This window comes from Mycobacterium sp. NGS54, assembly GCF_059812465.1.
Genome location: NZ_JCALCS010000009.1, coordinates 143759 through 169773, shown reverse-complemented (window position 1 = coordinate 169773; position 26015 = coordinate 143759). Strand labels below are relative to the sequence as shown.

The 26015-nt window shown below is 69.3% G+C and carries 21 protein-coding genes and 2 pseudogenes; 15 read left to right on the top strand and 8 right to left on the bottom strand.

Annotation, left to right across the window (positions count from 1 at the left end):
- Positions 1–22 precede the first annotated feature (22 nt).
- Complete coding sequence (locus tag AC5Y5E_RS27530; protein ID WP_499906888.1) at positions 23–319, bottom strand: hypothetical protein; 297 nt, start codon at positions 317–319, stop codon at positions 23–25.
- Positions 320–601: 282 nt separating this feature from the next.
- Between AC5Y5E_RS27530 and AC5Y5E_RS27525 the strand changes: the two genes are divergently transcribed.
- Positions 602–1090: an SRPBCC family protein gene (locus tag AC5Y5E_RS27525; RefSeq protein ID WP_499906692.1), complete on the top strand. Its 489-nt coding sequence runs from the start codon at positions 602–604 to the stop codon at positions 1088–1090.
- Between the two features lie 8 nt (positions 1091–1098).
- Here AC5Y5E_RS27525 and AC5Y5E_RS27520 read toward each other — a convergent pair whose 3' ends face one another.
- From AC5Y5E_RS27520 to AC5Y5E_RS27510, 3 genes are read right to left on the bottom strand one after another with little or no spacing between them, the layout of a single operon-like run.
- Entirely contained in the window at positions 1099–1773 is a 675-nt protein-coding gene (locus AC5Y5E_RS27520; protein ID WP_499906690.1) for a pyrimidine reductase family protein, read from the bottom strand.
- A 1-nt stretch (position 1774) separates the two neighbouring features.
- Positions 1775–2272 (bottom strand): flavin reductase family protein, encoded by a 498-nt coding sequence (locus AC5Y5E_RS27515; protein WP_499906689.1) that lies wholly within the window; start codon positions 2270–2272, stop codon positions 1775–1777.
- Between the two features lie 4 nt (positions 2273–2276).
- On the bottom strand, positions 2277–3515 hold the full coding sequence (locus AC5Y5E_RS27510; RefSeq protein ID WP_499906687.1) for an APC family permease: 1239 nt from the start codon (positions 3513–3515) through the stop codon (positions 2277–2279).
- 42 nt (positions 3516–3557) lie between these two features.
- Here AC5Y5E_RS27510 and AC5Y5E_RS27505 point away from each other — a divergent pair, with 42 nt between their 5' ends.
- The 5 genes from AC5Y5E_RS27505 to AC5Y5E_RS27485 all read left to right on the top strand — a co-directional run bounded on the left by AC5Y5E_RS27505 (position 3558) and on the right by AC5Y5E_RS27485 (position 10462).
- Positions 3558–4292 carry an arsenate reductase/protein-tyrosine-phosphatase family protein gene (locus tag AC5Y5E_RS27505; RefSeq protein ID WP_499906685.1) on the top strand — a complete coding sequence of 245 codons (735 nt, stop codon included), beginning with the start codon at positions 3558–3560 and terminating at the stop codon, positions 4290–4292.
- Positions 4289–5770, top strand: a complete 1482-nt coding sequence (locus tag AC5Y5E_RS27500) for a multicopper oxidase family protein (protein WP_499906683.1) — start codon at positions 4289–4291, stop codon at positions 5768–5770. The genes AC5Y5E_RS27505 and AC5Y5E_RS27500 overlap by 4 nt, the downstream gene beginning before the upstream one ends.
- Positions 5771–5799: 29 nt before the next feature.
- Positions 5800–7641, top strand: coding sequence for a serine/threonine-protein kinase (locus tag AC5Y5E_RS27495; protein ID WP_499906681.1), 1842 nt, complete (start codon positions 5800–5802; stop codon positions 7639–7641).
- Between the two features lie 97 nt (positions 7642–7738).
- Entirely contained in the window at positions 7739–9637 is a 1899-nt protein-coding gene (locus AC5Y5E_RS27490) for a serine/threonine-protein kinase (protein WP_499906679.1), read from the top strand.
- A 75-nt stretch (positions 9638–9712) separates the two neighbouring features.
- On the top strand, positions 9713–10462 hold the full coding sequence (locus AC5Y5E_RS27485; RefSeq protein WP_499906677.1) for a DUF4190 domain-containing protein: 750 nt from the start codon (positions 9713–9715) through the stop codon (positions 10460–10462).
- On the opposite strand, the gene AC5Y5E_RS27480 is transcribed toward AC5Y5E_RS27485, so the two are convergent.
- On the bottom strand, positions 10452–11591 hold the full coding sequence (locus tag AC5Y5E_RS27480; protein ID WP_499906886.1) for an NAD(P)/FAD-dependent oxidoreductase: 1140 nt from the start codon (positions 11589–11591) through the stop codon (positions 10452–10454). The two genes, AC5Y5E_RS27485 and AC5Y5E_RS27480, sit on opposite strands and share 11 nt — an antisense overlap.
- 206 nt (positions 11592–11797) lie before the next feature.
- Between AC5Y5E_RS27480 and AC5Y5E_RS27475 the strand changes: the two genes are divergently transcribed.
- The 7 genes from AC5Y5E_RS27475 to AC5Y5E_RS27445 all read left to right on the top strand — a co-directional run bounded on the left by AC5Y5E_RS27475 (position 11798) and on the right by AC5Y5E_RS27445 (position 17657).
- Positions 11798–12244 carry a DUF1003 domain-containing protein gene (locus AC5Y5E_RS27475; RefSeq protein WP_499906676.1) on the top strand — a complete coding sequence of 149 codons (447 nt, stop codon included), beginning with the start codon at positions 11798–11800 and terminating at the stop codon, positions 12242–12244.
- A gap of 111 nt (positions 12245–12355) precedes the next feature.
- Positions 12356–13177 (top strand): hypothetical protein, encoded by an 822-nt coding sequence (locus tag AC5Y5E_RS27470; protein WP_499906884.1) that lies wholly within the window; start codon positions 12356–12358, stop codon positions 13175–13177.
- The gene (locus tag AC5Y5E_RS27465; RefSeq protein ID WP_499906674.1) at positions 13174–14064 is read left to right on the top strand and encodes an alpha/beta hydrolase; all 891 of its coding nucleotides are present in this window, start codon (positions 13174–13176) and stop codon (positions 14062–14064) included. The genes AC5Y5E_RS27470 and AC5Y5E_RS27465 overlap by 4 nt, the downstream gene beginning before the upstream one ends.
- A gap of 113 nt (positions 14065–14177) precedes the next feature.
- Positions 14178–14558: an NINE protein gene (locus AC5Y5E_RS27460; protein ID WP_499906672.1), complete on the top strand. Its 381-nt coding sequence runs from the start codon at positions 14178–14180 to the stop codon at positions 14556–14558.
- An 82-nt stretch (positions 14559–14640) separates the two neighbouring features.
- Positions 14641–15519, top strand: a complete 879-nt coding sequence (locus AC5Y5E_RS27455; protein WP_499906670.1) for a DUF2510 domain-containing protein — start codon at positions 14641–14643, stop codon at positions 15517–15519.
- A 78-nt stretch (positions 15520–15597) separates the two neighbouring features.
- Positions 15598–16275 carry a PadR family transcriptional regulator gene (locus AC5Y5E_RS27450; protein ID WP_499906668.1) on the top strand — a complete coding sequence of 226 codons (678 nt, stop codon included), beginning with the start codon at positions 15598–15600 and terminating at the stop codon, positions 16273–16275.
- Between the two features lie 107 nt (positions 16276–16382).
- Positions 16383–17657, top strand: coding sequence for an amidohydrolase family protein (locus AC5Y5E_RS27445; protein WP_499906666.1), 1275 nt, complete (start codon positions 16383–16385; stop codon positions 17655–17657).
- Here the strand turns inward: AC5Y5E_RS27445 and AC5Y5E_RS27440 are convergent.
- On the bottom strand, positions 17654–19351 hold the full coding sequence (locus tag AC5Y5E_RS27440) for a 3-ketosteroid-delta-1-dehydrogenase (protein WP_499906665.1): 1698 nt from the start codon (positions 19349–19351) through the stop codon (positions 17654–17656). The genes AC5Y5E_RS27445 and AC5Y5E_RS27440 overlap by 4 nt on opposite strands.
- A gap of 132 nt (positions 19352–19483) precedes the next feature.
- On the opposite strand from AC5Y5E_RS27440, the pseudogene AC5Y5E_RS27435 reads away from it, so the two are divergent.
- Together AC5Y5E_RS27435 and AC5Y5E_RS27430 are read left to right on the top strand one after the other, a co-directional pair.
- Positions 19484–19878, top strand: a pseudogene (locus tag AC5Y5E_RS27435) (Rieske 2Fe-2S domain-containing protein); the annotation flags it as partial.
- 37 nt (positions 19879–19915) lie between these two features.
- A pseudogene (locus AC5Y5E_RS27430) lies at positions 19916–20237 on the top strand (ferredoxin).
- On the opposite strand, the gene AC5Y5E_RS27425 reads toward AC5Y5E_RS27430, so the two are convergent.
- Entirely contained in the window at positions 20221–24711 is a 4491-nt protein-coding gene (locus AC5Y5E_RS27425) for an HAD-IC family P-type ATPase (RefSeq protein WP_499906663.1), read from the bottom strand. The pseudogene AC5Y5E_RS27430 and the gene AC5Y5E_RS27425 sit on opposite strands and share 17 nt — an antisense overlap.
- A 276-nt stretch (positions 24712–24987) precedes the next feature.
- A complete protein-coding gene (locus AC5Y5E_RS27420; RefSeq protein ID WP_499906661.1) occupies positions 24988–25863 on the bottom strand; it encodes a cyclopropane mycolic acid synthase family methyltransferase in 876 nt (291 codons plus the stop codon).
- Between the last annotated feature and the right edge of the window lie 152 nt (positions 25864–26015).

Sequence of the window (26015 nt, the reverse complement as noted above, 5' to 3'; positions counted from 1 at the left end):
CGAACTCCGGGGTCGGCGGGGATCACCGGCATTCCTCCTCGCCGGTCTTTTCGCTGAGCCCCTCCCGTGACAGCGCCCGGACGAAGCCGTAGGCCTGCATGCCCGCCGGGCCGGGATTTCTGACGATCCAGTCGTTGATCTTTCCCAGGGCGGAGGCCAAATCGTCACGCCTTACCCGGATCAGATAGGTCTTGCGGTCGTCCTGCGGATCGTCGATCGACTCGGCGACGGCGACGGGGTTGCGGAACGCGTAGGCGATCCCGTGCACGGAATCGTTGTTCAGCGCCCATTGCAGCTCGCTGGGCCGCAGCCGGTTCACCGCCAGATTGCGGTATTCGTCCTCGCCGTTTGAATCCTTCACGTCGCCCGCCAACCTCCTCTCTGTGCCCGCGAGAAGAAGTCGGACGGCGATGGACTGAAGATTATGTCGCGCAGGCAATTCGATGGAATTTTCCCCAAGCTCTCATCATAGGAAGCGCAGTGCGTCGCTGCATGCCGAGCGAGCGTCCAGCAATCGCGAAGGCACTGACGGTGACCGGCCGCGGCGACGTAGAGTAATCGGCGAGGCAAATCAGGTTGTCTGCGCCGGCTGCGAGGACCCATGACCGAAGAACGCATCGAGACCCGCCGCACCATCGGAGCCCCGGCCGCCGACATCTTCGCGGTGTTGTGCGACCCGCAGGGCCACGTGTCCATCGATTCCTCGGGCATGCTCCAGGACGCCGAGGGTGACCCGGTGACGGGCATCGGCGACAGCTTCGTGGTGCACATGGACCGCGAGTCGCTCAACGACTATCCGCAGCTCGGCAAATACGACGTCACCGTCGACATCAAGGAGTTCGAGAAGGATCGGCTAATTTCGTGGACGATTCTCGGCCAGATCCGCCCCCAGATAGGCCACGTCTACGGCTACCGGCTCGAGCCGGCCGAAGGCGGCGCGTCCACCGTGGTCACCTCGTTCTACGACTGGTCGAACATCGACCCGCAGTGGCGCGACGCCGGGATTTTTCCGGTCCTCTCCGAGGGTGCGCTGCGGGCAACCCTGGGCATCCTCGACCGGACGGTCCGCCGAGGCTATCCCCGCGGCTGACCGCCCGCTCAGCGGCGATACTTCAGGAACACGTAGTCGTCGTAGGCCAAGGCGTGCTCGAGCCGCATCTCGACCGGCACGGACAGCCGTGCGGGCCGCCGGCTGCCGACGCGCTGACTCCCCGCGAGCTTGGGGGCCACCGTCACACAGATTTCGGTGACGGCGTCGGCCTCCACCAGCTCGTCGAGCAGGGTCGGCCCGCCCTCGCACAGGATGCGGTCCATGCCCTGGGAGCGCAGCAGCTCGACGGCCCGCGCCAGATCGACGGAGTCCTCGCCGGCCACCAGGATCCGCCGGCGCGCGACATGGCGGGCGGCCGAGCGCGCACAGGTGACCAGGATCGGGGGCTGGTCGGGATCGCTGAACAGCCTGGCGGGCAGGTTCCCCGTGCGGGTGATCACGGCGATCGGCGGCGGGACGCCCCGGTGCGCATCGACGAGCCGCACGGGGCCGTAGTTCTCGGCGCGCGCCGTGCCCGCGCCGACCAGAACCACGTCCGCGAAGCCGCGCAGGATCCTCAGCAGCCGTTGATCGGTGGGACAGGACAGCGGGCCGGCCCGACCGGTGAACGCCGCGGCGCCGTCGGCGCTGAAGATCATGTTGGCGCGCACGCCCGGTGGGGGATCGGCGTAGAACGACGCGAGTTCGGCGATGTCGCCGACTGCGCCCACCCGGGGCGTCACCTCAGGCCTCGTGGCCCGGTTCAAGATGGCGGACGTCGCCGAAGGACACCCACTGCTCGAGCTCTCGCGGAGGTTGGCCGTCCACCGGTTCGAGCAGATGCCCGACGTGGTCACCCAGGGGGAAGCGGTCGAGGATCTTGCCGGCGAACCAGGCGGCCGCGTCGTCGAGAATAGGCAGCTGCGCCGGCCCGCGATGCCAGGAGCAGCGGTCAAACTTGTTGATGTCGTCGCCGGTCTGGCTGCCGAATAACTCCGCGACACCGAGATGCTCGCGGTCGAAGACGTGCACCGCCAGGTGGCTGGCGCCCGCGGCCACCCGGAACGTGTGGTTCTTGGTGGACAACCCGACCAGGAAACGCGGCGGATGGATGCTGGCCTGGCTGGCGAAACCGACCAGACAGCCGGCCGGCACACCGTCGGCCTGGGTGGTTACCACGAACATCGGATAGTTCAGCAGCGCCACCAGCTTTTCGAATGCGTCTGTTCCGGGCTCGGTCACCCGCTCAGTCTTCCCGTTCGGACCGCCCGGGAATCGCGTACGCCGCGGCACCGATCCCCAGCACCGCCGTCCCCGACAGCACCGAAGACAGCGGCAGCGCGCACGCCAGCACCACGCACCCGACCAGCCCGACCACCGGTATCGCGCGCGGCGGGCGGCCCTCGTCGGGCCCCAGCGTGAACGCCGAGGCGTTGGCGACCGCGTAGTAGATGAGCACCGCGAACGAGGAAAACCCGATCGCCCCCCGCAGGTCGGCGGTCGCGGCCAACACCGCCACCACGACGCCGATCAGCAGCTCGGCGCGGTGGGGGACGCCGAACCTGGGGTGCACGGCGGTGAGAGCGTGGGGGAAGTGATGGTCGCGCGCCATCGCCAATGTGGTCCGCGAGACCCCCAGGATCAGCGCCAGCAGCGAGCCCAGCGCCGCGACCGCCGCGCCAACCTGCACGACCGGCGCCAGCCAGGCCATCCCCGCCATTCGCACCGCCTCGGACAGCGGCGCGGACGCCTGGGCCAGGCGCCGCGGCCCCAACGCGGCGAGCGCCGCGACGGCCACCAGCGCGTAGACGGCCAGCGCGATCGCCAGTGCCAGCGGGATGGCCCGGGGGATCGTGCGCGCCGGGTCGCGCACCTCCTCGCCCAGCGTGGCGATGCGCGCGTAACCGGCAAAGGCGAAAAACAGCAGTCCCGCCGCTTGGATGACACCGCCGACCGTGACGCCCGCCATATGCAGGCGCTCGGCGCTGACGCTGTGGGAGGTGAAGACGGCGACGACGACCGCGGCCAGCACCGCCAGGACCACCGCGACGATGATCCGGGTCAGCCACGCCGACTTCTGCACCCCGACGTAGTTCACCGCCGTCAGTGCGACCACCGCGGCGACGGCCACCGCGTGCGCCTGCGCCGGCCAGGCGTAGGCGCCGACGGTCAGGGCCATCGCCGCGCACGAGGCGGTCTTGCCGACGACGAAGCCCCAACCCGCCAGATAGCCCCAGAAGTCGCCAAGCCGCTTGCGCCCGTACAGATAGGTGCCGCCGGAGGCCGGATAGAGGGCGGCCAGCCGCGCGGAGGAGGTGGCGTTGCAGTAGGCGACGACCGCCGCCAACGCCAGCCCCAACAGCAGCCCGGAGCCGGCGGCGCGTGCCGCGGGGCCGAGCGCCGCGAAGATGCCGGCGCCGATCATCGAGCCCAGCCCGATCACCACCGCGTCGAACACGCCCAGGGTCCGGCGCAGCTCGTTCACGGCGCCAAACCTATCAAATCAGTTTGATGTATTCTCCATGAGGTGGCGGTAACCAAGCGCGCGGACGTTCCCCCGCTGATGCAGATGGCGTCGCATCCGGTGCGGTGGGCGTTGCTCGCCGAGCTCGCCGCGGGCGACCACCGGGTACGGGAATTGGCCGCCGCCGTCGGCGAGCCGCAAAACCTGGTGTCGTATCACCTGCGGCTGTTGCGCTCGGCGGGGCTAATCGACGCGCGGCGCAGCAACTTCGATGCCCGCGACACCTACTACCACCTGAACCTGGCGGGGTGCGCGGCGCAATTCGCCGGGGCGGCAAGCGCTTTGCATCCGGCGCTCGCACCCGCTGGCACCATCCGGCCGGCCGGGTCGGTGCTGTTCTTGTGTTCCGGCAACAGTGCGCGCTCGCCGATGGCCGAGGCGCTGCTGCGGAAGAAGGGCGCGGGCCGCGTCCGTACCGCGAGCGCGGGCAGCCATCCCAAATCCCAGATTCACCCGAACGCGGTGCGGATCATGCGCGACCTGTACGACATCGACCTCGGGGGCGGCCGGCCCCGGCCGTTGGCCGCGGTCGCCCGTCGCCGCTTCGATTGCGTGATCACGCTGTGCGACAAGGTACGCGAATACGCCGACGACCACGGCGTGGCCACCACGATGCACTGGAGCCTGCCGGACCCGTCCGCCGCGGGCAGGGCAAGTTACCCCGAATTCCGGCGCGTGGCAGGCGAACTGAACGACCGGATCGAATTCCTGCTGCCCACCCTCGCCCGGCAGCGGTGATGATGCCGTTCGACCGACGCCGCTTCCTCGGCGGGCTGGCGATGATCACGGCGAGCGGGGCCGCCGGCGTCGCGGCGGCCTGTTCACGAACGACGCCGCCCGGACCGCCCGCCGGCAAGCCCGATTACACGCTGCGGATCGGCACCGGAAAGGTGCAGCTGGCGCCCGGCCACACCGCGACGACCCTGACCTACAACGGCCAATTCCCCGGTCCCTTGCTGCGGTTCAAGGAGGGGCAACGGACATGGGTGGACATCTTCAACGACACCGACGCCCCCGAGCAGCTGCACTGGCACGGACAGCACGTGGGCGTCGACGTCGACGGCTCGGCCGAGGAGGGCACCCCCGACATTCCGGCACACGGCATGCGGCGCATTTCGTTTGTGCCCGGCCCGGCGGGCTTCCGGTTCTATCACACCCACGTCGTGCCGCGGGCCGATCTGTCCCGCGGCCAGTACAGCGGCCTCGTCGGCCCGGTCTACATCGAACCCAAGGAGAACCCCGGCGCCTACGACCAAGAGATCTTCCTGACGCTCAAGGAGTTCGAGCCCAGTTTCAGCCGCGGGGGCGACATGGCCAGCGCATTCCTGGCCGGCGAACCGGATGCCGACCTCAAGGAGAAGGGCGAGGCCTCGATGGCGGCCTCGCTGTCGCGCGGCGAGCCGAAGGGCTTCGAGGTCAGCTACGGTGCCTTCGCCGTCAACGGGCGCATGCTCGGCCACGGCGACCCCATCCGCGTCCGGCCCGGACAGCGGGTGCTGTTGCATGTCCTGAACGGCAGCGCCACCGAATCCCGCAGCCTGGCCCTGCCCGGGCACACCTTCAACGTCATCGCGCTGGACGGCAACCCGGTGCCCAAACCGGCGCCGGTACCGGTGCTGTGGCTCGGTGCGGCCGAACGCATTTCGGCGGTCGTCAACATGACCAACCCGGGCGTGTGGGTGCTCGGTGACCTGTCCGACGACGACCGCGGCAACGGCATGGGGGTGGTGGTGGAATACGCCGGGCGCGGCGGCGACCCCCAATGGGCCGCGCCCGCGCCGTTCAAGTGGGATTACCGGCTGTTCGCGCCGCCGAGCCCCGCGCCGGCGCCGCCGCCGGAACGCACCATCGAGATGCTGATCGAGAAGCGCAACGCGGCCGACAACGGCTTCAACGTCTGGATGTTCAACGGCACGGCGTTTTCCATGGAGACCAATCAGCCCGTGCTCGATCTGCAGCGCGACAAGCGCTATCGGATCCGGTTCCGCAACGCCACCGACGACCTGCACCCGATGCACCTGCACCGCCACACCTTCGAAATCACCCGCATCGCCGGCACACCGACCGCCGGGGTGCGCAAGGACGTCGCGATGCTGGGCGGGTACCAAAGCATGGAGATCGATTTCGTCGCCGATCAGCCAGGGCTGTCGCTGCTGCACTGCCATCAGCAGATCCACATGGACTACGGGCTCATGCTGCTGCTCAACAGCCACTGATCCGCGCGGCGTGCATCTACGATTCGGCCATGGCGCTCGAGACGGGTCAGGTGTTTGCCGGCTACACCATCCTGCGGCCGCTGGGCTCGGGTGGCATGGGGCAGGTCTATCTGGCCTCGCACCCGCGGTTACCGCGCCAGGACGCGCTGAAGGTGCTGCCGACCGAGGTCACCGCCGATCCCCAGTACCGGGAGCGATTCGAGCGGGAAGCGGAGCTGGCCGCGGGGCTTTCCCACCCGCACATCGTGGGGATCCACGACCGCGGTGAATATCAGGGTCAATTCTGGATCTCGATGGAATACGTGCCCGGCACCGACGTGGCCCGGCTGTTGCGCGAGAAATTCGTGGGCGGGATGCCCGTCGACGACGCGATGGCGATCATCAACGCGGTCGCCTCGGCGCTCGATTACGCGCATCACCGGGGCCTGCTGCACCGCGACGTGAAGCCGGCCAACATTCTGGTGACCGACGCGGACGGACAGCCGCGGCGAATCTTCCTGGCCGACTTCGGGATAGCCCGGCGCGTCGACGACGCGGCGGGACTGACCACGACCAGGATGGCGGTGGGCACTGCGGCCTACGCGGCGCCCGAGCAGTTGATGGCCGGGTTGGTCGACGGCCGCGCCGATCAATACGCCTTGGCGTGCACCGCATTTCATCTGCTGGCCGGGTCGCCGCCGTTCGGCGGCCCCAACCTCGCGGTGGTGATCGGCCAACACGTCAGCGCCGCGGCGCCGTCGATCGGTGCCCACCGCCCGGAGCTGACCGGCGCGGATCCCGTCTTCGCCACCGCGCTGGCCAAGGACCCGGCCGGCCGGTTCAACAGCTGCGGGGAGTTCGCCCGGGAGTTGGGCCGGCACCTCGAGATGGCCGACTTGGATGCCCAACAAGCGTCGGGCCCGACTGTGCTTGCGCCGCAATGGGTGAAACCCTCCGTCTGGAGACGGGTGGGCCGCCGCCCCGCTGTCCTCGTCGCGGCCCTGGCCGGGATCGCGTTGCTGGTCGCGGCCGGCGTCGTCGCACTGCTGAAGTTCACCGGTCCGGGCAGCCCGGCCCCGCCGGCGAGCCCCTTCATCGGCACCTATCGGGCCGAGTTCGGGCCGAACATCGCCCTCGACGACGTTCCGGACGCGGGTTCCCCGCCGGCGCTGACGAGCACCTACGGCCTGCGCTCGGTGTGCCGCCCAGCCGGCTGCGTGATGACCGCGTCCCGCCTCGGCGGGGAAACCGTGGCGCAACCGACGATGGTGTTCGACCAGATCGGCGCGGCCTGGATCGCGGTCGCCGTCGCGCCCGACGCGTGCCGCGAGGCAACCGCGGAATTCTGGCAGGTTTTCACGCTGCGGCCCCGTCCCGACGGCGGCCTCGACGGCGAATACACGTCGACCGCCGCCAACGCCTGCGCCAACAAGCGCACCGTGTCCTTCACGCGTACCGGCGACGTCGACGTGAAAACCCTTCCCGACCCGGGCGCCCAGCCGCCGCGGGTGGCGTCGCCGGCCCAGGGGCTGCGTGGCCGCTACCGCGTGACGCGAACCTTCGCGAACGGCCTGCCGCAGCAGCAGTTGAACACCGCGGTCAGGACCGACTGCCTGCGTACCGCCGATCGGTGCATGAGCTACTTCCACGAACCGTCGGCCGACCAGCCGCTGGTATTCGGAGACGGACGCTGGACCTGGAACGTCGACGCCGATGTCACCTGCCCGCACTCCGGCGGCACCGCGCGCATGAAATCCAACGGGGTGTATCCGCTGCCTCAACCGCCCGGGGACCCCATCGCCAAGCTCGCCGGCCGCGCTCACCAGGAACAGAGCGCGCCGTGCGAGCTCAACACGGACTTCGACGAAACCTTCACGCGCACCGGCGATTAAGGGGGAAGGGCGGCGCACCACGTTTGCCCAGACAGCGCGGCTCCGTATTCGTGGCGAATTTAGGTGCCGCTGGGGCTTGAGCATTTACGATTTGCCCATGTCGCTCGAGACGGGTCAGGTGTTTGCCGGGTACACGATCGTGCGGGTGCTGGGCGCGGGCGGGATGGGCCAGGTGTACCTGGCGGCGCATCCCCGACTGCCGCGCGAGGACGCGTTGAAGGTCCTGCCCGCCGACCTGACGGGCGACCCGGAGTTTCGGGGCCGCTTCATGCGTGAGGCCGAGTTGGCGGCCGGGTTGTCCCATCCGCACATCGTGACGATCCACGACCGCGGCGAAGAGGACGGTCAATTCTGGATCTCAATGGATTACGTGGCCGGCACCGATGCGGGCCGGCTGCTGCGCGACAACCCGGGCGGGATGCCGCTCGAAGACGTGGTGGCGATCATCACGGCGGTCGCGTCGGCGCTGGATTACGCGCATGGAAGGGGGTTGCTGCACCGTGACGTCAAGCCCGCCAACATCTTGCTCACCGACCCCGACGGTCAGGCGCGGCGGGTGTATCTCGCCGATTTCGGGCTGGCACGCCACATCGATGACGCGACCGGGCTGACCGCGACCAACATGACGGTCGGCACCGTGGCCTACGTGGCGCCCGAGCAACTGAAGGGAGAGCGGGTCGACGGGCGCGCGGATCAATATGCGTTGGCCTGCACCGCTTTTCACCTGCTCACCGGCTCGCCGCCGTACGCCGATTCCAACCCCGCCATCGTGATCAGCCAACACATCAACGCCGCCCCGCCCTCGATCGCGGCCCGCCGCCCCGAGCTCGCGGCGCTGGATCCCGTGTTCGCCACCGCGATGGCCAAGGAGCCATCCGCACGGTTCGGCAGCTGCCGCGAATTCGCCGACCAACTGGCCCGCCAGCTGGGCCCGGGCTTCGCCCAGCCCGGCGACATTCCATTCCCGGACACCCAACCGCGGATCGACGCGACTCTCCCCGCCCTGCGACCGAGCCGCCGCCCCCGGGCGCTCATCGGCGCCCTGGTGGGCATCGCGTCGCTCGTCGTCGCCGGTGGTGTCTTCGCGGGCGTGAAGCTTCTCCGGCACCCCGGTCCGGGCCACACCGCCCCGACCAATCCGACCGCCGCGCCGGGAAATACCGCCGCCGCGACGCCGAACACCGGCCCCTTCACCGGTGTCTACCAGGTGCGCTTCGGCCAGGGCACCACCCTCGAGGGTGTCCCGGGGCAGGGCGCGGGCCCGGAAACGGACACGTACGCCGTCCGCTCGACCTGCGGGTCGAGCGGCTGCCGGGCGACCGCGCAACGCGTCAGCGGCGAGCTGAGGCTCGCACCGAACGCGGTGTTCGACGAGGTGGACGGGCGCTGGCTGGCCGTGACCATCGGCTCGGACAAGTGCCGAAACGCCCCGGCCGAGGTGTGGCAGGTCTTGACGCTGCAGCCGCGGCCAGACGGCACCTTCGTCGGCGAATACCGCGGGGCCTCGGCCAACGCGTGCAACGAAAAGCGGACGGTGACCTTCACCCGCTCCGGCGACGTCGACATCAACAAGCTCCCCGACCCGAACGCGCTACCACCGCGGGTGGGCTCGCCGGCCGCAGCGCTGCACGGCCGCTACCACCTCGTCCGAAAATTCAAGGCCAGGATCGCGCCACAGCAGACCGACCAGGCCGTCATCACCGACTGCCTGCGCACCGGCGAGCGGTGCATGAGCTATTTCCACTCGAAAACGATTGACACACCGCTGGTGTTCGAGGGCGGGACCTGGACCCTGCACGTCGAGCACGACGACAACGATCCGGGCTGCGGCGGCGCCGTCTACGCTCGGGCCACCGGCCAATACGCGCTGCCGCAGCCGCCACAGGATCCGATCACGCAGCTGATCGGCCACGACCATCTGGACGAGTCGTCGGGCCGCTCCGACTGCCAATGGAGCGTTGACTTCGACGAAACATACACGCGCACAGGCGATTAGCGCCATCCGATCGGTACCGGCCGCCCGCGAGCGCCTCAATGAGGCGCGACGACACCTCCGGTCGTACAGTTAGGCATGTCGCATCCGATGGACCCGGGCCCGCCGCCCCCATACCAACCACCCGCGCCCCAGGGTGGATACCCGCCGCCTTACCCGGGGCCGTACCCGCCGGCGCCCTATCCGCCGCCGTACCCGCCGAGTCCGTATCCCGCGCCATACCCGCCCGGCCCCTACCCGCCGCCGGGCTACGCGCAACCGCCGCAGGCCCAGACGACCAGCGGATTCGCCATCGCCTCACTGATTTTCGGCGCTTTCGGGGGAATCCTGCTCGGCGTCATCTTCGGTCTCATCGCGCTGGGCAAAACGAAACCCGGTGGGCAGCGCGGACGAGGATTGGCGATCGGCGGGCTCGTGCTGTCCGGCGCGTGGGCGATCGGCATCGCCGTCCTCATCGCGGTGGTCGCCCTGTCGCCGACGCACACGGTCAACGCGCGGGACATCAAGGTCGGGGACTGCTTCGCCGAGCTGCCGAGGGGGAACAGAATCTCCTCGGTCGACACCACCAGCTGCGACCGGCCCCATGCGGCGGAGGTGGCCGGGATCGTGACCGTTCCCGACGGCCCGTTCCCGGGCGAGTCCGGCTTCGGCGCCTACGGCAAGGACTGCAAGGACGACTTGGCCTCGTACTCGCCGGCGGCGCTGCTGGATCCCGACATCGACCTCGCGATCATGCCGCCCACGCGGGAATCGTGGCAGCGTGGGGACCGCGCCATGGTGTGCGTCGCGACGTTCACCACCAAGCGAACGGGGTCCATCAAGAGCTGAGTTCCCGAAGCGGCTGATTTTCGCGGATCCCGCGATACATGCCCCATCGGACGATCCACGGCATCACCACCCGCTCTACAGACCACGACGGGAACCGAAACGAGTGGCCCGTGGGGAAGAAAACCTCGAGCCCGTTGGGCTGGATGCCCACCAACGAACCCCACCGCCGCCCCGGAGTCCGGAAAGCGCGCAACTCCCGGCCGGCGAACTCGGCGCGAATATTGCTTGCTACCAACGAATCTCCCCGATTGCGGGCCGAGCTGCGCAGCGGGTCGGTGGCCGCGACGTCGCCGACCGCGAACACGCCGGGGTGACCGGGCACCCGCAGCTGGGGTGTCACGCGAACGAAGCCGCGTTCGTCGAGGAGTTCCGGTGGCAGCCAGTCGGTGTTGGGCCGCACCCGGCCTATCGCCCAGAGCACGGCGTCGGCGGCTGCCGGGGGTTGGCCGGTGCTCCAGTGGACCGGTTCCCCGGTGATCTCCTCACCCGAGAAGCGGTCGGCGATCTGGGCGCGGTGGCCGGGGTGCAGGCCCACGCCGAGGTCGGTCAATCGGTCGTGGATGCGCCGCCACGTCGCCGGGTGATACTCGCCCAACGCCCGTTCGCCGGGGAAGAACAGGTCCACCCGCTTGCCCGGCCAGGTGGTCGCGATGTTCACGGCGCTGCTCACCGCGGCCGCCCCGCCCCCCACGACGATCACCGACTCGGCCGCCGCCAGCCGGTCGTGGGCGGCGCGCAGCTCGGCGCCGATCTCGTCGGGCGACTGCAGGGTCGGGCGGCGCCAGAAGCCGTTGCTGACGCCGGTCGAGATGACCAGCGCGTCGTACTCCTCGGCAACGGGCGTGCCGTCTTCGCTCCGGCCCAACACCGTTCGAGTCGCAAGGTCGAGGCCGGTCAGCGTCGCCTGCACCGTGCGCACGCCGTCGAGGCGGCGGAACCTGTCGAACGGGATCCAGTAGTCGCGGGCCCAGTCCTCGGGGCGGGAGAGCCGGACCCCGAGTTCCTGTCCGCTGACCAGGGCGGGCTTGGCGGAGATCCCGACGACGTCGGCGTGCCGGGCCAGGCGGATGGCGGTCAGGACACCGACATCTCCCAGTCCGGCGACGACGACGCGCTTGCGTGTCGGAATCACGCGCGGCGCGATTGGCTTGTGCCGCTGGGGATTTCGGTCGGCCGGGCCGCTACGACGGCGTCCATGCGGGCCTCCTTACGCGCGTGGTGGGCAAACTGTAACACGTTCTAGGTATGCGCCATCGGGCGTCGGAACGCGGGGAGCCGCATCAGTAGCATGAGCCAGCGGCGCGCGCCGCCACGGCACCGAAAGGAACGGGTCCCATGACGACACAGGCCGATGCCCATCGCCACAGTCCGCAACTGATTCCGCGCCGGCTGCTGCGGGGCGGCCAGGTGCACCACCCGGCCGTCCTGGAGGAGGCCCGGAGGCGAGGCGAGGACCTCCAGCTGCGCCTGGCCGACCGGATCACCGCGTTCGCCGGGTCGATGAACTTTGTCTGGCTACATGCGGCCCTGTTCGGGGTGTGGATGCTGTTCCTGGAGGCCAATCCATGGCCCACCCTGACTCTGGCCGTGTCGCTCGAGGCGATCTTCCTGTCGACCTTCGTGATGATCGGCCAGAACCGCCAGGCGGCGTTCCAGCAGGCCCGGGCCGATCATGACTACCAGATGGAGGACTTGGAGCTGAAGACCAACACCGAGCTCACCCGCGAGATCCATCTCCTCACGCAGGAACTGCACCGGCGCTATATCGGACCGCCGAGTTAGCAACGGCTACGACACGCAGCGAAAAGCGTTGCTAGAGCGGGTGGTGACATGAACGACCGCTCTAATGTGGGGGAGCAGATGTTGGAACTACAGGCGACGATGCGACCACGTATGGACGCTGCGCTGCGTGCCGCGGCGCGTGCGACGGCACCCCGCCCCGCCGCGGCCAGGCGGGCAGCCAAGGACCTGCAGCAAAACCTCGGGCCGGCGGTCGGCGCCGAGATCCGCTGGGCGTTCACGCCGCCCCGCAACTGGCTGATGGGCGTGGTGGCCAACGTCGTCTTCGCCGCTGCCTGGTTGCTGGTGCAGCCACTCACGCCCGGGCGCCACCACCACGACTGGGCCGTCCTGGTCGGCACCTATTTCTCCTCCTGGGTCCTCGCGGACGTCACCACCACCAACCTGCTCGGCGCCGACCACTACCGCGTCCAACAGGCGTTGTCCGACGGGGTGCCGTTCTGGCGAGTGCTTCTGATCAAGAACCTGGCGCTGCTGGCGATCGTCGGGCTGCCGACGTTGCTGACGGCGATGGTCCTCACCCTGTGGTTCCAAACGCCCGCGAGCCTGGCGGTGACGATCCCCACCGTCGCGGTGCCTATCGTGTCCTGGCTCGGCGTCGGTAACTTCTTCTCGGTGGTGCACCCGGTGAGCGTCGAGCCGCTGCTGCGGCGGTGGCGGCAGCGTGGCAATCGTCGCCGCACCGGCGCCTGGATCTTGGCGCTGACCCTGCCATATGCGCTGTACTACGTCGCCGACCCGATGAACGGGGTGGAGCATCGCCTGCTGTGGACGAAAGTCCCCGCCTTGATCTGGCCGGTGTTCGGGCGCGACACGAAGAGCTTCGTGCACCTGGCCATCGCCACCGCGGTGTGGATGGTGGGCACCCTCGCCGCCCTGGTGTGGGTGCGCAAGCGGGGGGTCGAGATCAGGTGAGCCCCAGCTGGAGGAGTCGGGCCCTCCCGGCGGTTATTCGGCTGACGCGGGCGCGCACCTACCGCAGCGCGCAAACCGCCCGCGATCACATCGACCGGCGCGCCGCGCATCCACAGTTCTACGGGCCCCCGCCGGGGTTGCCCAAGGAGGTCAACCTGCACCTGGACCGGCATTCGGTCTGGCCGATCTACACCCTGACCTCCGGCGCCTCGCGCACCGCACAGCGCACGGTCGTCTACCTGCACGGAGGGGCCTGGGTCAACGAAATCGCTTCGCAGCATTGGAAATTGGCGGCCCAGATCGCCGCCGGCGCGCGAGTGCAAGTGGTCGTGCCGATCTATCCGTTGGTGCCGTTCACCACCGCGGTCGAGGTGGTCCCCACGATCGCCGAACTGGTGGCCGAAAAGGCGGCGGCCGACCACTCCGTGTGCCTGGCCGGTGATTCCGCCGGGGGACAGATGGCGTTGTCGGTCGCGTTGATGCTGCGCGACGAGCGCAGCCTGGTCCTGTCCGAAACCGTGCTGATCTCGCCCGTCCTGGACGTGTCGCTGACCAACCCGTTGATCGACGCGGTCGACGATCCGTGGCTGACGCGGGTGGGCCTGCTGGAGTTCGCCGGCCGCTGGTGTGGTGACCTCCCGATGACCGACCCGATGGTCAGCCCCCTGAACGCCGACCTGTCCGGCCTGGGACCGCTGACCGTGTTCAGCGGCACCCGCGACATCCTCAACCCCGACGCGCGACTGCTGGCCGAAAAGGCCTCGGCGGCCGGCGTGCACATCGACTACCACGAACAGCCCGGCTTGGTGCACGTCTACCCCCTCACTCCTACACGGGAAGGCCGCGCCGCACGAGCGCTCATCGTCGATCGGTTGCGGGAGAACTAATCCCACACCGGACAAATCCGGTCCGGCGGTGCAATGATTGGCGTCACCGTTGAGCCCGGCTAAATCGGTGAGCCACACACGCATTCATCGCCTTCAGCAGAGAGGGAAACACAATGACTGAACAGCCGTCCCCCGGGTGGTACCCGGATCCGAGCGGCCAGCCCGGCCAAATGTATTGGGACGGCCAGCAATGGCACGCGAACACCGCTGCCGCCGGCTCGGGCGTCGCCCCGTACGGCGGCGCGCCGTTCGGCGTCGACCCCTACGGCCGGCCGCTGTCGGACAAGAGCAAGCTCCTCGCCGGGCTGCTGCAGATCTTCGTGGGCAGTTTCGGCGTCGGGCGCTTCTACCTCGGCTACACCAACATCGGCATCGCCCAAATCGCGGTGTCCTGGCTGACCTGCGGGATCGGGGCCATCTGGCCACTGATCGACGGAATCATGATCCTCGTCGGCAAGGTGCCCGACGCGGAGGGGCGCACGCTGCGCGACTGAGGCGCATGGCCGGTCCTCACATGTGGCCGCGCGTATTCTCGCGTTTGCGGGTGCAGTTCGGTCAACAGGGGAGGATCCGCCCATGACGACGCCCAACCGGCCCGGTTGGTACGACGATCCACAAGACCCCAACGCCCAGCGTTACTGGGACGGTCGGACCTGGACCCCGCAGCGACAGCGCAGACCCGATGCGCGGGACCCGCGACCGCCGGTCAGCCAGCCGCAGCAACCCCCGCCCTCTGCCGCGCCGACCCAGGTCACACCGCTGCAGCCCCCGCCGCCCCGCCCGCCCGGGTCTAATCTGCCCTCGGCGGCGCAGACCCGCGCGGCGCCCCTGCCGCCCCTGCCCCCGCGCCCGCCGGCGCCGACGGGGCCGCCGCGGCCGCCTCAGCCGGCCAATCGACCGCCCCCGCCACCCGGCTATTCACCGCCCGGCTCACAACGATGGACGCCACCCGGTCCGCCGAATCCGGACGCCGGCGGACCCAAGGTCCCTGAGAGCCTTGCGGCGGTGAAGTCCCTCGCGGCAGGGATGTCGGTGCCCGCGTGGATCGTGTTCGGTGGACTTCTCGTCACCGTCATCTCGATCTTCCTGCCGTTCGCGACGGTCAGCCTCAAGCTGTTCGGCAGGACTCTGAGCTCGCACGGGGCGGCGGCAGACGGAACGGCCAAGTTCGTCGTCATCCTGTTGGTCGTCGTGGCCGGGTTTTTAGCGTTGCCGGCGCTGTGGGGATCCCGAATGCCGGCCAGCCGGCTGTTCGGACTCAGCGTGGTGGTCGGCCTGCTGGGTGCCCTGACGTTCGTCTGGTTCCACACCGTGTCGACGAAAAACAACGAGGGCGAAGGGTTCGTGACCGTCGCGCCGGCGTTCGGGCTGATGGTGTATGCGGCCGCGGTCATCGTCACCGCAGTGGGGGTCGTGCTGCTGTGGATGGATCGGTCGAGGGCCAAACAGGCCTAATAAGGCCGAGCGATTCGGTGTCCCGGCCAGCGGTCCTTCGCGCGGGTTCAGCTGAGCTCGTGTTGTTAACCTGGGGAAATGCCTGAGCCCAGCGACAAGTCGGTGAAGTCGGCGCTCGCCGCCACCAGTTGGGCGCTGCTGGGCATGATGTCCTACGAGGAGGAAGTCTCCGGTTACGACCTCAAAAAATGGATCGACTGGAGCGTCGACCTGTACTACTGGAGCCCGTCGTACAGCCAGATCTACACCGAGCTGAAAAAGCTCGAGGGCCTGGGTCTGGTGACGTCGCGGGTCGAACACGACGAGGGCGCCCGCAGCCGGCGGCTCTACAAGATCACCCCGGCCGGGATGGCGGCCGTCACCCAGTGGACTAATGATGCACCGGTGGATCCGCCGGTACTCAAGCACAGCATGCTGATGCGAGTCACGTTCGGCCACCTCAGCAATCCGGCGCGGCTGAAGGAACTGCTGCAGGAGCACGTGGCCTACGCCGAAGCCAGGCACCGGAAGGCCGTCGAGGACGCCGAGGGCGCCGAGGCGGAACCGGCATGGGCGTATTCGGTGCTCGCCCTGCGCTGGGCGGCCAAGTACTACGCCGCCGAGCGCGAGTTCGCCCTGGAACTCATCAAGGAGATCGACGAGGCCGACGCCATCCTGCAGAAGGCGCCCAAGGGTGGTTACGGCAAACCACGCACCACGCCGGGTTATTGGCGCGAGGTCGAGAAGCAGGTTCAGGCCAGGCGCGAAGCCGAATAGCCGATCCCACGCGCCAACTGGTGTCCCGCTCAATGAGAATGGACCTCGCCAGTTGTTCGGCGGGCGCGGAACGTAGTACACACATTCGCACCAACGGCGGAGGACAGATGGCTGCTAGCTGGGACACGATCGATCGGTATGTGGTCATCTCGACGGACACCCACGCGGGCGCGGACCTTCACGACTACAAGCGGTATCTGCCCGCTCGCCTGCATGACGAGTTCGACGCCTGGGCCAAGGAATACGTGAGCCCGTTCGATGACCTGATCATCGCGACGGCCGACCGAAACTGGGATCACGATCTCCGGATCGCCGAGATGGATGCCGACGGGGTCGCCGCCGAAGTGCTGTTACCGAACACGGTCCCGCCGTTCTTCCCGACCACGCCCAACATCACCATCAGCCTGCCGCGGACCCGCGACGAGCTTGAGAAGCGGTGGGCGGGAGTGCAGGCCCACAACCGGTGGCAGATCGACTTTTGTTCGCTGGCCCCGGACCGGCGTCGCGGGTTGATCCAGATCTTCCCCAACGATGTCGACCTTGCACTGGAAGAGATCCGCTGGGGAGTCCAGCACGGCTGCTTCGGCGGCGTGCTGATCCCCGCGGTCTCGCCCGGCGATCCTGAGGTCGCCCCGCTCTTCCATACCCGCTACGAGCCGATCTGGGCACTGTGCGCGGAGCTGGACCTGACGGTGGTGCAGCACGCCGGGGCCGGTAGCCCCGAGATGCCGATGGACCAGCCGGCGTCCAACGCGGTCTTGATCACCGAGATGGCGCTTTGGGCCCAACGCACGCTCGGTCACCTGATTCTGGCCGGCGTGTTCGAGCGATACCCGACCCTGCGGTTCGCGCCGACCGAGCAGGGAACGCTCTGGGTGCCACCGCAATTGGCGATGCTCGACGCTATGGTGCCGACCATGAAATCCGAGGCGCACAACCGCACCTACGGGATGTTCGGCGGGTCGTCGGTCGACGCATTGAGCATGGCACCGAGCGAATACGCCAAGCGGAACTGCTATCTGGCCAGCGAGCTGGCACCGTTCGACTCGGCGATGATCGACTTCATGGGGTCCGACCACATCATGTGGGGCAGCGACTATCCCCATGAGGAGGGCTTCGCGCCCCAGTCCAAGCTGGCGATCCGCTGGGCGCTGGCCGACCGATCCGAGGACGACTGCCGAAAGATCCTGGGCGGCAACGCGGGCCGACTGTACCGGTTCGACCTCGATTCGCTGGCGCCGGTTGCCGCCAAGATCGGTCCGACGGTCGCAGAGGTACGCACGCCGCTCGAGGACACCGGCTATCGCGCGCCGGCCGCGTTCGGGTACCGGCCCTTCGAAGGTGGGCTGGCCCTGCGGCGTCGGGCCCCGGAGCGCATTTAACCGGCCGCCTCCACGGCCGCGATGTAGCCGTACACCAGTCCCTGGGCGATGGTCGCGCCGGCACCCGGATACGTGGTTCCGAATGCGTTGGCGGCGGTGTTGCCGATCGCGTACAACCCGGGGATGACCAGGCCGTCTTCGCGCAGCACCCGTGCCCGCTCGTCGGTCTTGAGCCCGCCACAGGTACCAAGGTCACTCAGAACCATTTTCACGCCGTAGAACGGTCTCTTGCTCAGCGGACGAAGGTTCGGGTTCGGCCTGATCGTCGGGTCGCCGTAATAGCGGTCGTAGGCGCTGCGGCCCCGGCCGAACTCGGGATCCTCACCCGCCGAGGAGTTTTCGTTGAATCGGGTCATCGTCTGGACGAACTCCGGCACCGGGACTCCCATCCGCGCGCCCAGTTCGCCGAGGCTGTCGGCGCGTACCGCGATGCCGGCGTCATACCAACTCCGCGGGATCCGCATCCGCGGAAACAGTTCGGCGCCAAAGACATAGCTGTTGCGGTATTGCTGGTCGAAGACGATCCACATCGCCTCTAAGGGGCTGCCCGACCGCTCCAGCTCCAGCAGCCGCTGGCCGAACGACATGTAGTCCGCCGACTCGTTGGCGAACCGGCACCCGTGCTGGTTCACGATCACGCAACCGGGAAGCGAGCGCTCGGCCAGCATCACCGCCGGTGCCTTGCCGGGCAGCGGCGCGATGGCGGGGAACCACCACGCCTGATCCATCAGGTCGATGTCGGCCCCCAGTTCCTGGCCGGCCCGGATCCCGTCGCCGGTGTTGGATTCGGCGCCGAGACTCAGGTTGGGGCCCAACGACTCCGACTGGAACTTCCACCGCATGTCCATGCGGTGGTCGAACCCACCGGTCGCCAGCACCACCCCGCGCCGGGCAGTGATTGTCACTTCGCGGCCGTCGTGGTCGACGACAGCGCCCGTCACCCGGTCGCCGTCGGCGCGCAACCGAAGCAGCGTGGTGTCGGTCCACACCGGGATGCCGGCGCGCAGCACACCCGCGAACAACCCGGCCATCAGGCCCTGCCCGCCCGCCGCGTACCGCCGGCCCAGCAGCCGGCCGCCCAGGCCCTGCGCCAGCCGCTTGGCGAACGTGGGCACGCCCTTGCGCGGCACCCGCGCCACCAGGTTCATCCAGCGGTAGTCCGCACCCGTTGTCGGTATCGGCAAGCCGGACTCCAGCACGCTGGGCCGCAGCCGGCTGCGGTACTCGCCGAGGATCGAGGTGTCCAGCGGGCGAGCCTCGCAGGTACGGCCGGCGGCGCTGCCACCCGGCTCCTCCGGGTGATAGTCGGAGTAGTCGCGGGCCCAGAAGAGCCGCAGCGGAGTCGTCCGCCTCAGCATCTCGACCATCGGGGACGCGTGTTCGACAAAGGCGACCGACCGCTGCGCGGATGCCGAGCCCGCGACTACCGAGTCCAGGTACGTGCCCGCACGCTCCACCGTGTCGTCGGCGCCGGCCTCGCGCAACACGGGGGAGGCCGGCAGCCACAGCGCGCCACCGGATCGGGCGGTCGAACCGCCCACACACGGGGACTTCTCGACGATCAGTACCGACAGCCCGCGCTCACTGGCGGCCAGTGCCGCGGCCATGCCGGTACCCGAGCCGACTACCAACAGATCGACGGTCGTGTCGGCGACCGGAAGCCCGGCCGGGATCGTCGTGCTGTGTGGGGCCACGTGCTGAACCGTATGCCGCCGCGCCGAGGGAAAGAAGTCTCGTCCTGACCAGTGGGAGCAGATCGGAGGCTATCCGCTTTTCCAGCGTGAACTGGCACAAATCCGTATAACCGTCGCGGAACAACTCGGCTCATCGAAGCCCAGCCCGCACCGTCCCAGTTCGCCCGCGGCTGGCATTGCCGGGGCCTGATTCGGGACTTCGGCGACGGCAAGCCGGACGCGATCAAGGACTTTGGCGAGAAGCTCGTCGCCTTCCGCGGCGGGGACGGCAACATCAACATGCTCGACGGCTACTGCCGGCACATGGGGGGTGACCTGTCGCAGGGCGAAGTCAAGGGCAACGAGATCGCCTGGCGCGCATTGACAATCCGCTGCTGGTCGAGGAGGACAGCCCCGTCTATCAGCTCCGTCGTTGGTACCAGCAGTTCTACGTCGACGCCGCCGACGTGACGCCAGACATGGTGGATCGCTTCGAATTCGAGCTCGACGCCGCTCGGCCATACCAGGCGTGGATGGACGAGGTCGAGACAGCATGGCGGCCCAGGCGGCCGTCGGCCCGGCGCTATGACGCTGAAATCGTCCGTCAGGACGGACAACCGGCTCGACGAGATGCCCATGGCGCCCGTTGCGTGCCGCGACTGCGGCGCGCGGGTAGCTGGCCCGCAAGAGCAGCTGGAATCAGACCAGCGTGCAGTGGAACGCCGACGCGACCGCCCGGTGCACCGAACTTGCCGAGGCCCACAAGATCTCCGCGCACGCGGGGCGGGGCGTTTTCCTGGTGTGCTCCGTGCTCAGCGAGTCGATCCTGGACGCGGCGCGAGCGGGCGCGTTGTCGATCGTGGACGAGGCGGTGGCGGACGCCCCCGGGCTCACGGGTGGTCGCTGACCACCTCTGCCGAAACCCGATGCTGGTGTCGCTCCACCAATTTCAGCGCCCGTGCGGCCTTCGCCGGGGCCGTCAGCACCGCCGAGTGCGGCGCCGGGGATCCGCCGTGCTGCGCTGGTGGTGGGGCGGACGTGGCGGGCTCGTCGAGTCCCGGGTCTTCGGTGCGTGGTGACTGTTCGTCCCGACGGCCCGACCGCAACCGGTTGGTGGCGGCGACGGCGAGGACGGCGGCCGAGGCGGTGCCCAGCCCCTGCGCCCAGCCCACCGGGCCGACCGGCGTGCAGCCCAGGAGTTGGCTGATCCCCGGGGTGGTGATCATCGCCGTGAACGCGGCGAAGGAGCCGGCGGCGGTGAGCAGCACCAGAGGCGCGTGTGAATCGACCACGGTCTGGCCCAGCTCGACGGCGACCAACGAGATCAGCGCGACGGTGGAGGCCCGCTGCGGTAGCCCGGTCACGGAGGCCATCAGCCAGGCGGTGGTTGCGGCGGTGGCGGTGAGCGCCCCGCGTGCCGCAACGGTTCGCATGAGCGCGCGCTCGTCGATGCCGTGCCCCACCCGTTGCACCGGCCCCGCGGGCGTGCTGACGGCGACCGCGGTCGCGGGCAACGCGTCGGTGAGCATGTTGATCAGCAGCAACTGTCGGGTGTTCAGCGGCGAGGTCCCGGTGAGCGCCGTGCCGATGACCGAGAAGATCACTTCGCCGGCGTTGCCGCCGAGCAGGCCGGCCACGGCCGCCTGGACGCCGCGCCACAGCCGGCGTCCCTCGTCGATGGCGGACACCAGCGTCTCGATCCGGCCGTCGGTCAGGACCAGGTCGGCGGTGGTGTGGGCGGAGTCGCTGCCGCGCGCCACCACACCGACGCCGACGCTCGCGGCCCGGATCGCGGCGGCGTCGTTGGCGCCGTCGCCCACCATGGCGCACACCCGCCCCGCGCGTTCGAGCGTCTGGACGACCTGCACCTTGTTCTCCGGCGACATCCGGGCGAAGATCACCCGTTCGGACACCGCGCGCTGCTGATCCTGCCGAGACAACCCGTTCCATTCGGACCCGGTGATCACCTGGTCCGCGCTCACCGGCACCCCCAGTTCGCGGGCGATCGCAGTGGCGGTGACGGGATGGTCGCCAGTGATCAGCCGGATGGCCACGCCGCGGGCGGCCAGGTCCGCCAGCAGCTGTGGCGCCTGGGGGCGCGGGGTGTCCGAGAGGCCCAGGAACCCGGTCAGCGTCAAGCCCATCTCGCACAGTCCGGTGATGTTGTCGGGGTCTTTCCGCAGCGCTCGCGCCTGCGCCGCGCTCAGGCGGCGTTGGGCCACCGCGATGGTCCGCAGTCCCGCAGTCGTCAGGGCGGCGACCGCGTCATCCACCTCCGCGCCGACTTCCCCGCACGCCGCCAAGATCACTTCCGGCGCGCCCTTGACGGTCAACTGCGTACCCGTCACCGAAGCCGAGAAGGCCCTGCCGGAGCGGAACGGCAGGTGCGCGTCGGGATCGGGTCGGGGGCCGGAGCCCGCTACCGCGTCCGCCGCCTTGATGATGGCTTCGTCGGTGGCGTGGACGTGGGGGTTGCCGTCGTCTGCCGGTGCGGCCTGGGCGGCGCACCGCAGGACGTCGTCGCTGGAATGGCCCGCCACCGGGTGCACCTCGGCGACGCGGAGGCGGTTCTCGCTCAGCGTTCCGGTCTTGTCGAAGCAGACGACCTCGACGCGGCCAAGCGCCTCGGCGGCGCGTGGCACCCGCACCAGCGCCCCGCATTCGCCCAGCCGCTGGGCCGACGCGGATTGGGCGAGGGTGGCCATTAGGGGCATGCCCTCGGGGATGGCCGCCACGGCGACGGCGATGGCGCTGCCGAGGGCTTGGCGCAGGCCACCGGCGCGCAGCAGGCCGAGGGCACCGACCGCGATGCCGCCGCCCGCGCTGAACGGGAAGGCGCGGCTCATCAGCTGGCTGAGTTGATGGTGCAGGCCGACGGTCGGCAGGTCACCGGACGCCAGCTCGGCCGCGCGACGGCTCTGGGTGTCGGCCCCGACGGCGGTAACCAGCGCGACCGTGGTGCCGGCCACCACGGTGGTGCCGGCGTAGATCATGCAGCGGCGCTCGGCGAGCTCGGCCCCGGGCGTGGCCTCGACCTGCTTCTGGACCGACAGGGATTCACCGGTCAGCGACGATTCGTCGACCTCGAGGTCGTGCGCCTCGATCACCCGGGCGTCGGCGGGCACCACCTCGTCGCTGCGTACCTCGATCACATCGCCCGGGCGCAGCTGCTCGATGACGACTTCTCGGTAGCCGCGTGGGGCGTCGGGCCCCTGGGTCACCACGCGGGCCGGCGGGGTCTGCTGAGCGAGCAGGCGGTTCAGCCGGTTCTCGGCCCGAAGCTGTTGGGCCGTCGACAGCAGCGCGTTCCCGGTCAGCACGGTGCCGACCAGTACCGCGTCGGTCGGCGACCCCAGCACCGCGGTGGCCGCCGAACACAATCCGAGGATTGGCGTCAACGAGTCACCGGTCAGCTCTGCGACCGCGGCCCTGGCGAACTCCCACGCCGCGGCGGGGAACCGAGCGCCGTCCTGGTCGGAACCCGTTGTGGCAGGGGGCTCGTCGGGGTCACGGAGCGCCGCCAGCACCTCGCGGACCCGCCCCGGCGACATCGCGTGCCACTCGAATGCCGGCGCCGGCCGGGGAACCGGCGTGCGAATCGTGCCGAGCGCCAACAGGTATCCCGACAGCAGACCCGCGACGGCGCCGATGGTCACCGGGCCCGGCCCGCGCAACCTGCGCACCCCGGGCACCATGAACAGCGCGCCCAGCGCCGAGGCGCCCACCGAGATGGCGATGCCCTGCTGGCTCGCCCTCCTGGCCGCCGGTAGCGCATGCAGCACCCGCCACGCTCCGGCCAGGTCGTCGAGCATCAGGTCCGCGTTCCAGGGCGGTGGAGCATCCGTGTCCTGCCTGATCCCCAGCGCCACGTCGGCGCCCGAAAGGGCCTGCGCGCCAAAGGATGACAACACCGCGACGGTGTGCCCGTCCCGTTGCAGCGCGGACACCGCGTCGGCGAGCGCGCGGTCGATGTCGCCGTGGCCGGCCGGTTGGACGTCGTCGAACGCGGGACGCAGGTCACCGAGCAGGTCGGTGTCGACGGACACCAGGCGCGTACCGGAGTCGCGCGCCCGGGTGATCAGAGCCGACGCGAGCGGGTGGGGCGCCGGGGCGATGAGCGCCTCGACGGCGTCGCTGCCTTCGGCTTCGTCGGTGGCGCGCACGGGAATGCGGTGCCAGCCCGGGGCCGGGCCTTCGTCGAGCAGCTCTTGTGCGCGGGTCCAGACCTCCTGCAGGTCACCGTCGCGGGCGTCGCGGACGCGAACCACCCGCATCTGATCGGCGCACAGCACGCGGGGATCGATCAGCACCGCGTCGACCTTGTCGAGCCGTCGCAGGCTTTCCGGCCGCAGCGGTAGCACCGCGTGCCGGTCTGCCAGGCCGCGCCCGAGGGTGGTGGCGAACGCCTCGTGCGTGGTGCGCATCGCCTTCGGCGAAGTCGCCAGCGCGGCGTTCGACGCCATGGTGACGTTGCGCGTGAGCGCCCCCGTCAGGCCGACACCGATCAGCTGCGCCCACGCCACGCGCTTCCCATGGCGTTCGATCGAGCCTTCTGGGGCGGGAACCGCGCGCGGCAAGTGGTGCAGTTCCGATTCGTCGGCATGCCGGGCCAATTCCGGCTCGTAGCGGGCCCATGCCCGCGCGGCGGCCCGGGACTCCGCGGCCTTGAAACTTTGCATCGCCAGGTCGACGGACAGCTTCGCCGGTGACAACGTGACGACATGCGCGGCGGTGCTGAACACCGACAGTGCAGTGTCCGTGGCGCCGGGGCCGATCCCGCCCTCGAGCGCACGGCGCAGCCACGGTTGGTGATTCGCGATCGCCGACACGGCCTCGACGGCGATCGGGGCAGCCGGCAACCGCAACGCCCGGCTGGCGACCGCGACCGCGAACCCGGCGGCGTTCACGGCGACCATCGCGCCGCGGGTGGCCAACAGCAGCCCGTCACCGGGCAGGCTGCCGGGCCGCGTTGAGTCGCTTGCCCGGTATTCCTTTTCGAGGTCGTCGAGCACCGAGCAGAGGTCGTCGAGCGACGCCGCGTCGTTGTCGATCTCGACAACTGCTCGCGACAACGGACGGTTCAGGCTGACCCGCGTGACGCCGGGCTGGGCCCGCAGCGCAGCAACGACGGCGCGGCCACGCGCCTCCCCGCTCATACCGTCGACGCCGCGCACCTCGATCCACAGCCGGCCGTCGCCGCGCCCGCACCGCCGGCTCAGCGTGGAGCGGGAAACCTCACCCGAGAGCGCCTTTGCGCCCACGCGGACGGGCAGCGCGACGACATCAAGGCCGGCGGCGGCCAACCTGGCGGCCGCGTCGCCAATTCCCGCGGCCGCCCCGAGCCCCGTCGAGATGACCCGCAGCGGCGAAATCTGTCGCACGCGCAACCCCTTTCAAACACGAGACGAATGGTTGCTTCGCGGTTATTCGCGAGAGGAGGCCGCTGATCGACGTTGGCCGCGGCTGCAAACCCGACCAACCTACCCCGCGGGGAACAGGGCCAGCAACTGGAGACAGCTCCGCGTAAAGATCATGTAAATAGTTATCGCGGCAGTTCGGCAGCCTAGATTAAAATATTCGGAGCGCCCAATTTTATATTCAGCAAACTCCCGTGGGCCGTTGGGGCTACGCCCGCTCCGATTCGCGGGGCTCGAGGGCTATCCCTTTTCCAGCGTGAACTGGCACAAATCGGTATAGCCGTCGCGGAACAACTCGGCGCAACCGGTCAGGTACCTCATGTACCGCTCGTAGACCTCTTCCGATTGGATCGCGATCGCCTCGTTCTTGTGCGCCTCCAGGGCCGCCGCCCACAGGTCGAGGGTCCTCTTGTAGTGCGGCCGCAGCCGATGGATCCGGCTGACGCTGAACCCGGCCGCCGTGGAATTCTCCTCGACCATTTCCACCGTGGGCAGGCGGCCGCCGGGGAAGATCTCTTCCAGAAGGAATTTCACGAAGCGGATATGCCACATCGTCAACGGAAGGTTGCGCTGCCGGATCTGCTCGCGGCTCAACACCACGATGGTATGGAGCAGCATCGTGCCGTCGGGCGGCAGCAGGTTATGGGCCCACTTGAAGAAGGGGGCGTGGCGGTCGTAGCCGAAATGCTCAAGCGGGCCGATCGCGACGATCCGGTCCACGGGCTCGTGAAACTGCTCCCAGCCTTCGAGCAGCACCCGCTTGGAACGGGGGCTGTCCGATGCGGCGAACAACTCCTCCACGTAGGCCACTTGATTCCTGCTCAGCGTCAGGCCGACGACGTTGACGTCGTACTTCTCCAATGCACGGACCATCGCCGAACCCCAACCGCAGCCCACATCGAGCAGCGTCATGCCCGGCTGGAGGCCGAGTTTGCCCAGCGCCAGATCGATCTTGGCGATTTGGGCCTCTTCCAGGGTCATGTCGTCGCGCTCGAAGTAGGCGCAGGTATACGTCCGGGTCGGGTCTAGGAACAGCGCGAAGAAATCGTCGGACAGGTCGTAGTGGGCCTGCACGTCTTCGAAGTGGGGCCGCAGGCTCTGAGTGCTTTTTGGCATGCGTCCTTTCGCAGCGGCTCGGGCAGGGACTCCCTGCAGGCTTCACGCCGGCGCGGGTCCCCCCGCGACTATTCCGCACCATCCGGTACGGGAGATTACACGTGTTGGGCGCCGCGGCGAGGTAGCGAAACAGGCCGGATTTTGAATGCAAA

Coding starts and splice junctions, on each gene's coding strand:
- AC5Y5E_RS27475 (WP_499906676.1), top strand. CDS start 11,798: ATGACGACACAGGCCGATGCCCATCGCCACAGTCCGCAACTGATTCCG.
- AC5Y5E_RS27455 (WP_499906670.1), top strand. CDS start 14,641: ATGACGACGCCCAACCGGCCCGGTTGGTACGACGATCCACAAGACCCC.
- AC5Y5E_RS27490 (WP_499906679.1), top strand. CDS start 7,739: ATGTCGCTCGAGACGGGTCAGGTGTTTGCCGGGTACACGATCGTGCGG.
- AC5Y5E_RS27470 (WP_499906884.1), top strand. CDS start 12,356: ATGGACGCTGCGCTGCGTGCCGCGGCGCGTGCGACGGCACCCCGCCCC.
- AC5Y5E_RS27420 (WP_499906661.1), bottom strand. CDS start 25,863: ATGCCAAAAAGCACTCAGAGCCTGCGGCCCCACTTCGAAGACGTGCAG.
- AC5Y5E_RS27495 (WP_499906681.1), top strand. CDS start 5,800: ATGGCGCTCGAGACGGGTCAGGTGTTTGCCGGCTACACCATCCTGCGG.
- AC5Y5E_RS27485 (WP_499906677.1), top strand. CDS start 9,713: ATGTCGCATCCGATGGACCCGGGCCCGCCGCCCCCATACCAACCACCC.
- AC5Y5E_RS27525 (WP_499906692.1), top strand. CDS start 602: ATGACCGAAGAACGCATCGAGACCCGCCGCACCATCGGAGCCCCGGCC.
- AC5Y5E_RS27445 (WP_499906666.1), top strand. CDS start 16,383: ATGGCTGCTAGCTGGGACACGATCGATCGGTATGTGGTCATCTCGACG.
- AC5Y5E_RS27450 (WP_499906668.1), top strand. CDS start 15,598: ATGCCTGAGCCCAGCGACAAGTCGGTGAAGTCGGCGCTCGCCGCCACC.
- AC5Y5E_RS27460 (WP_499906672.1), top strand. CDS start 14,178: ATGACTGAACAGCCGTCCCCCGGGTGGTACCCGGATCCGAGCGGCCAG.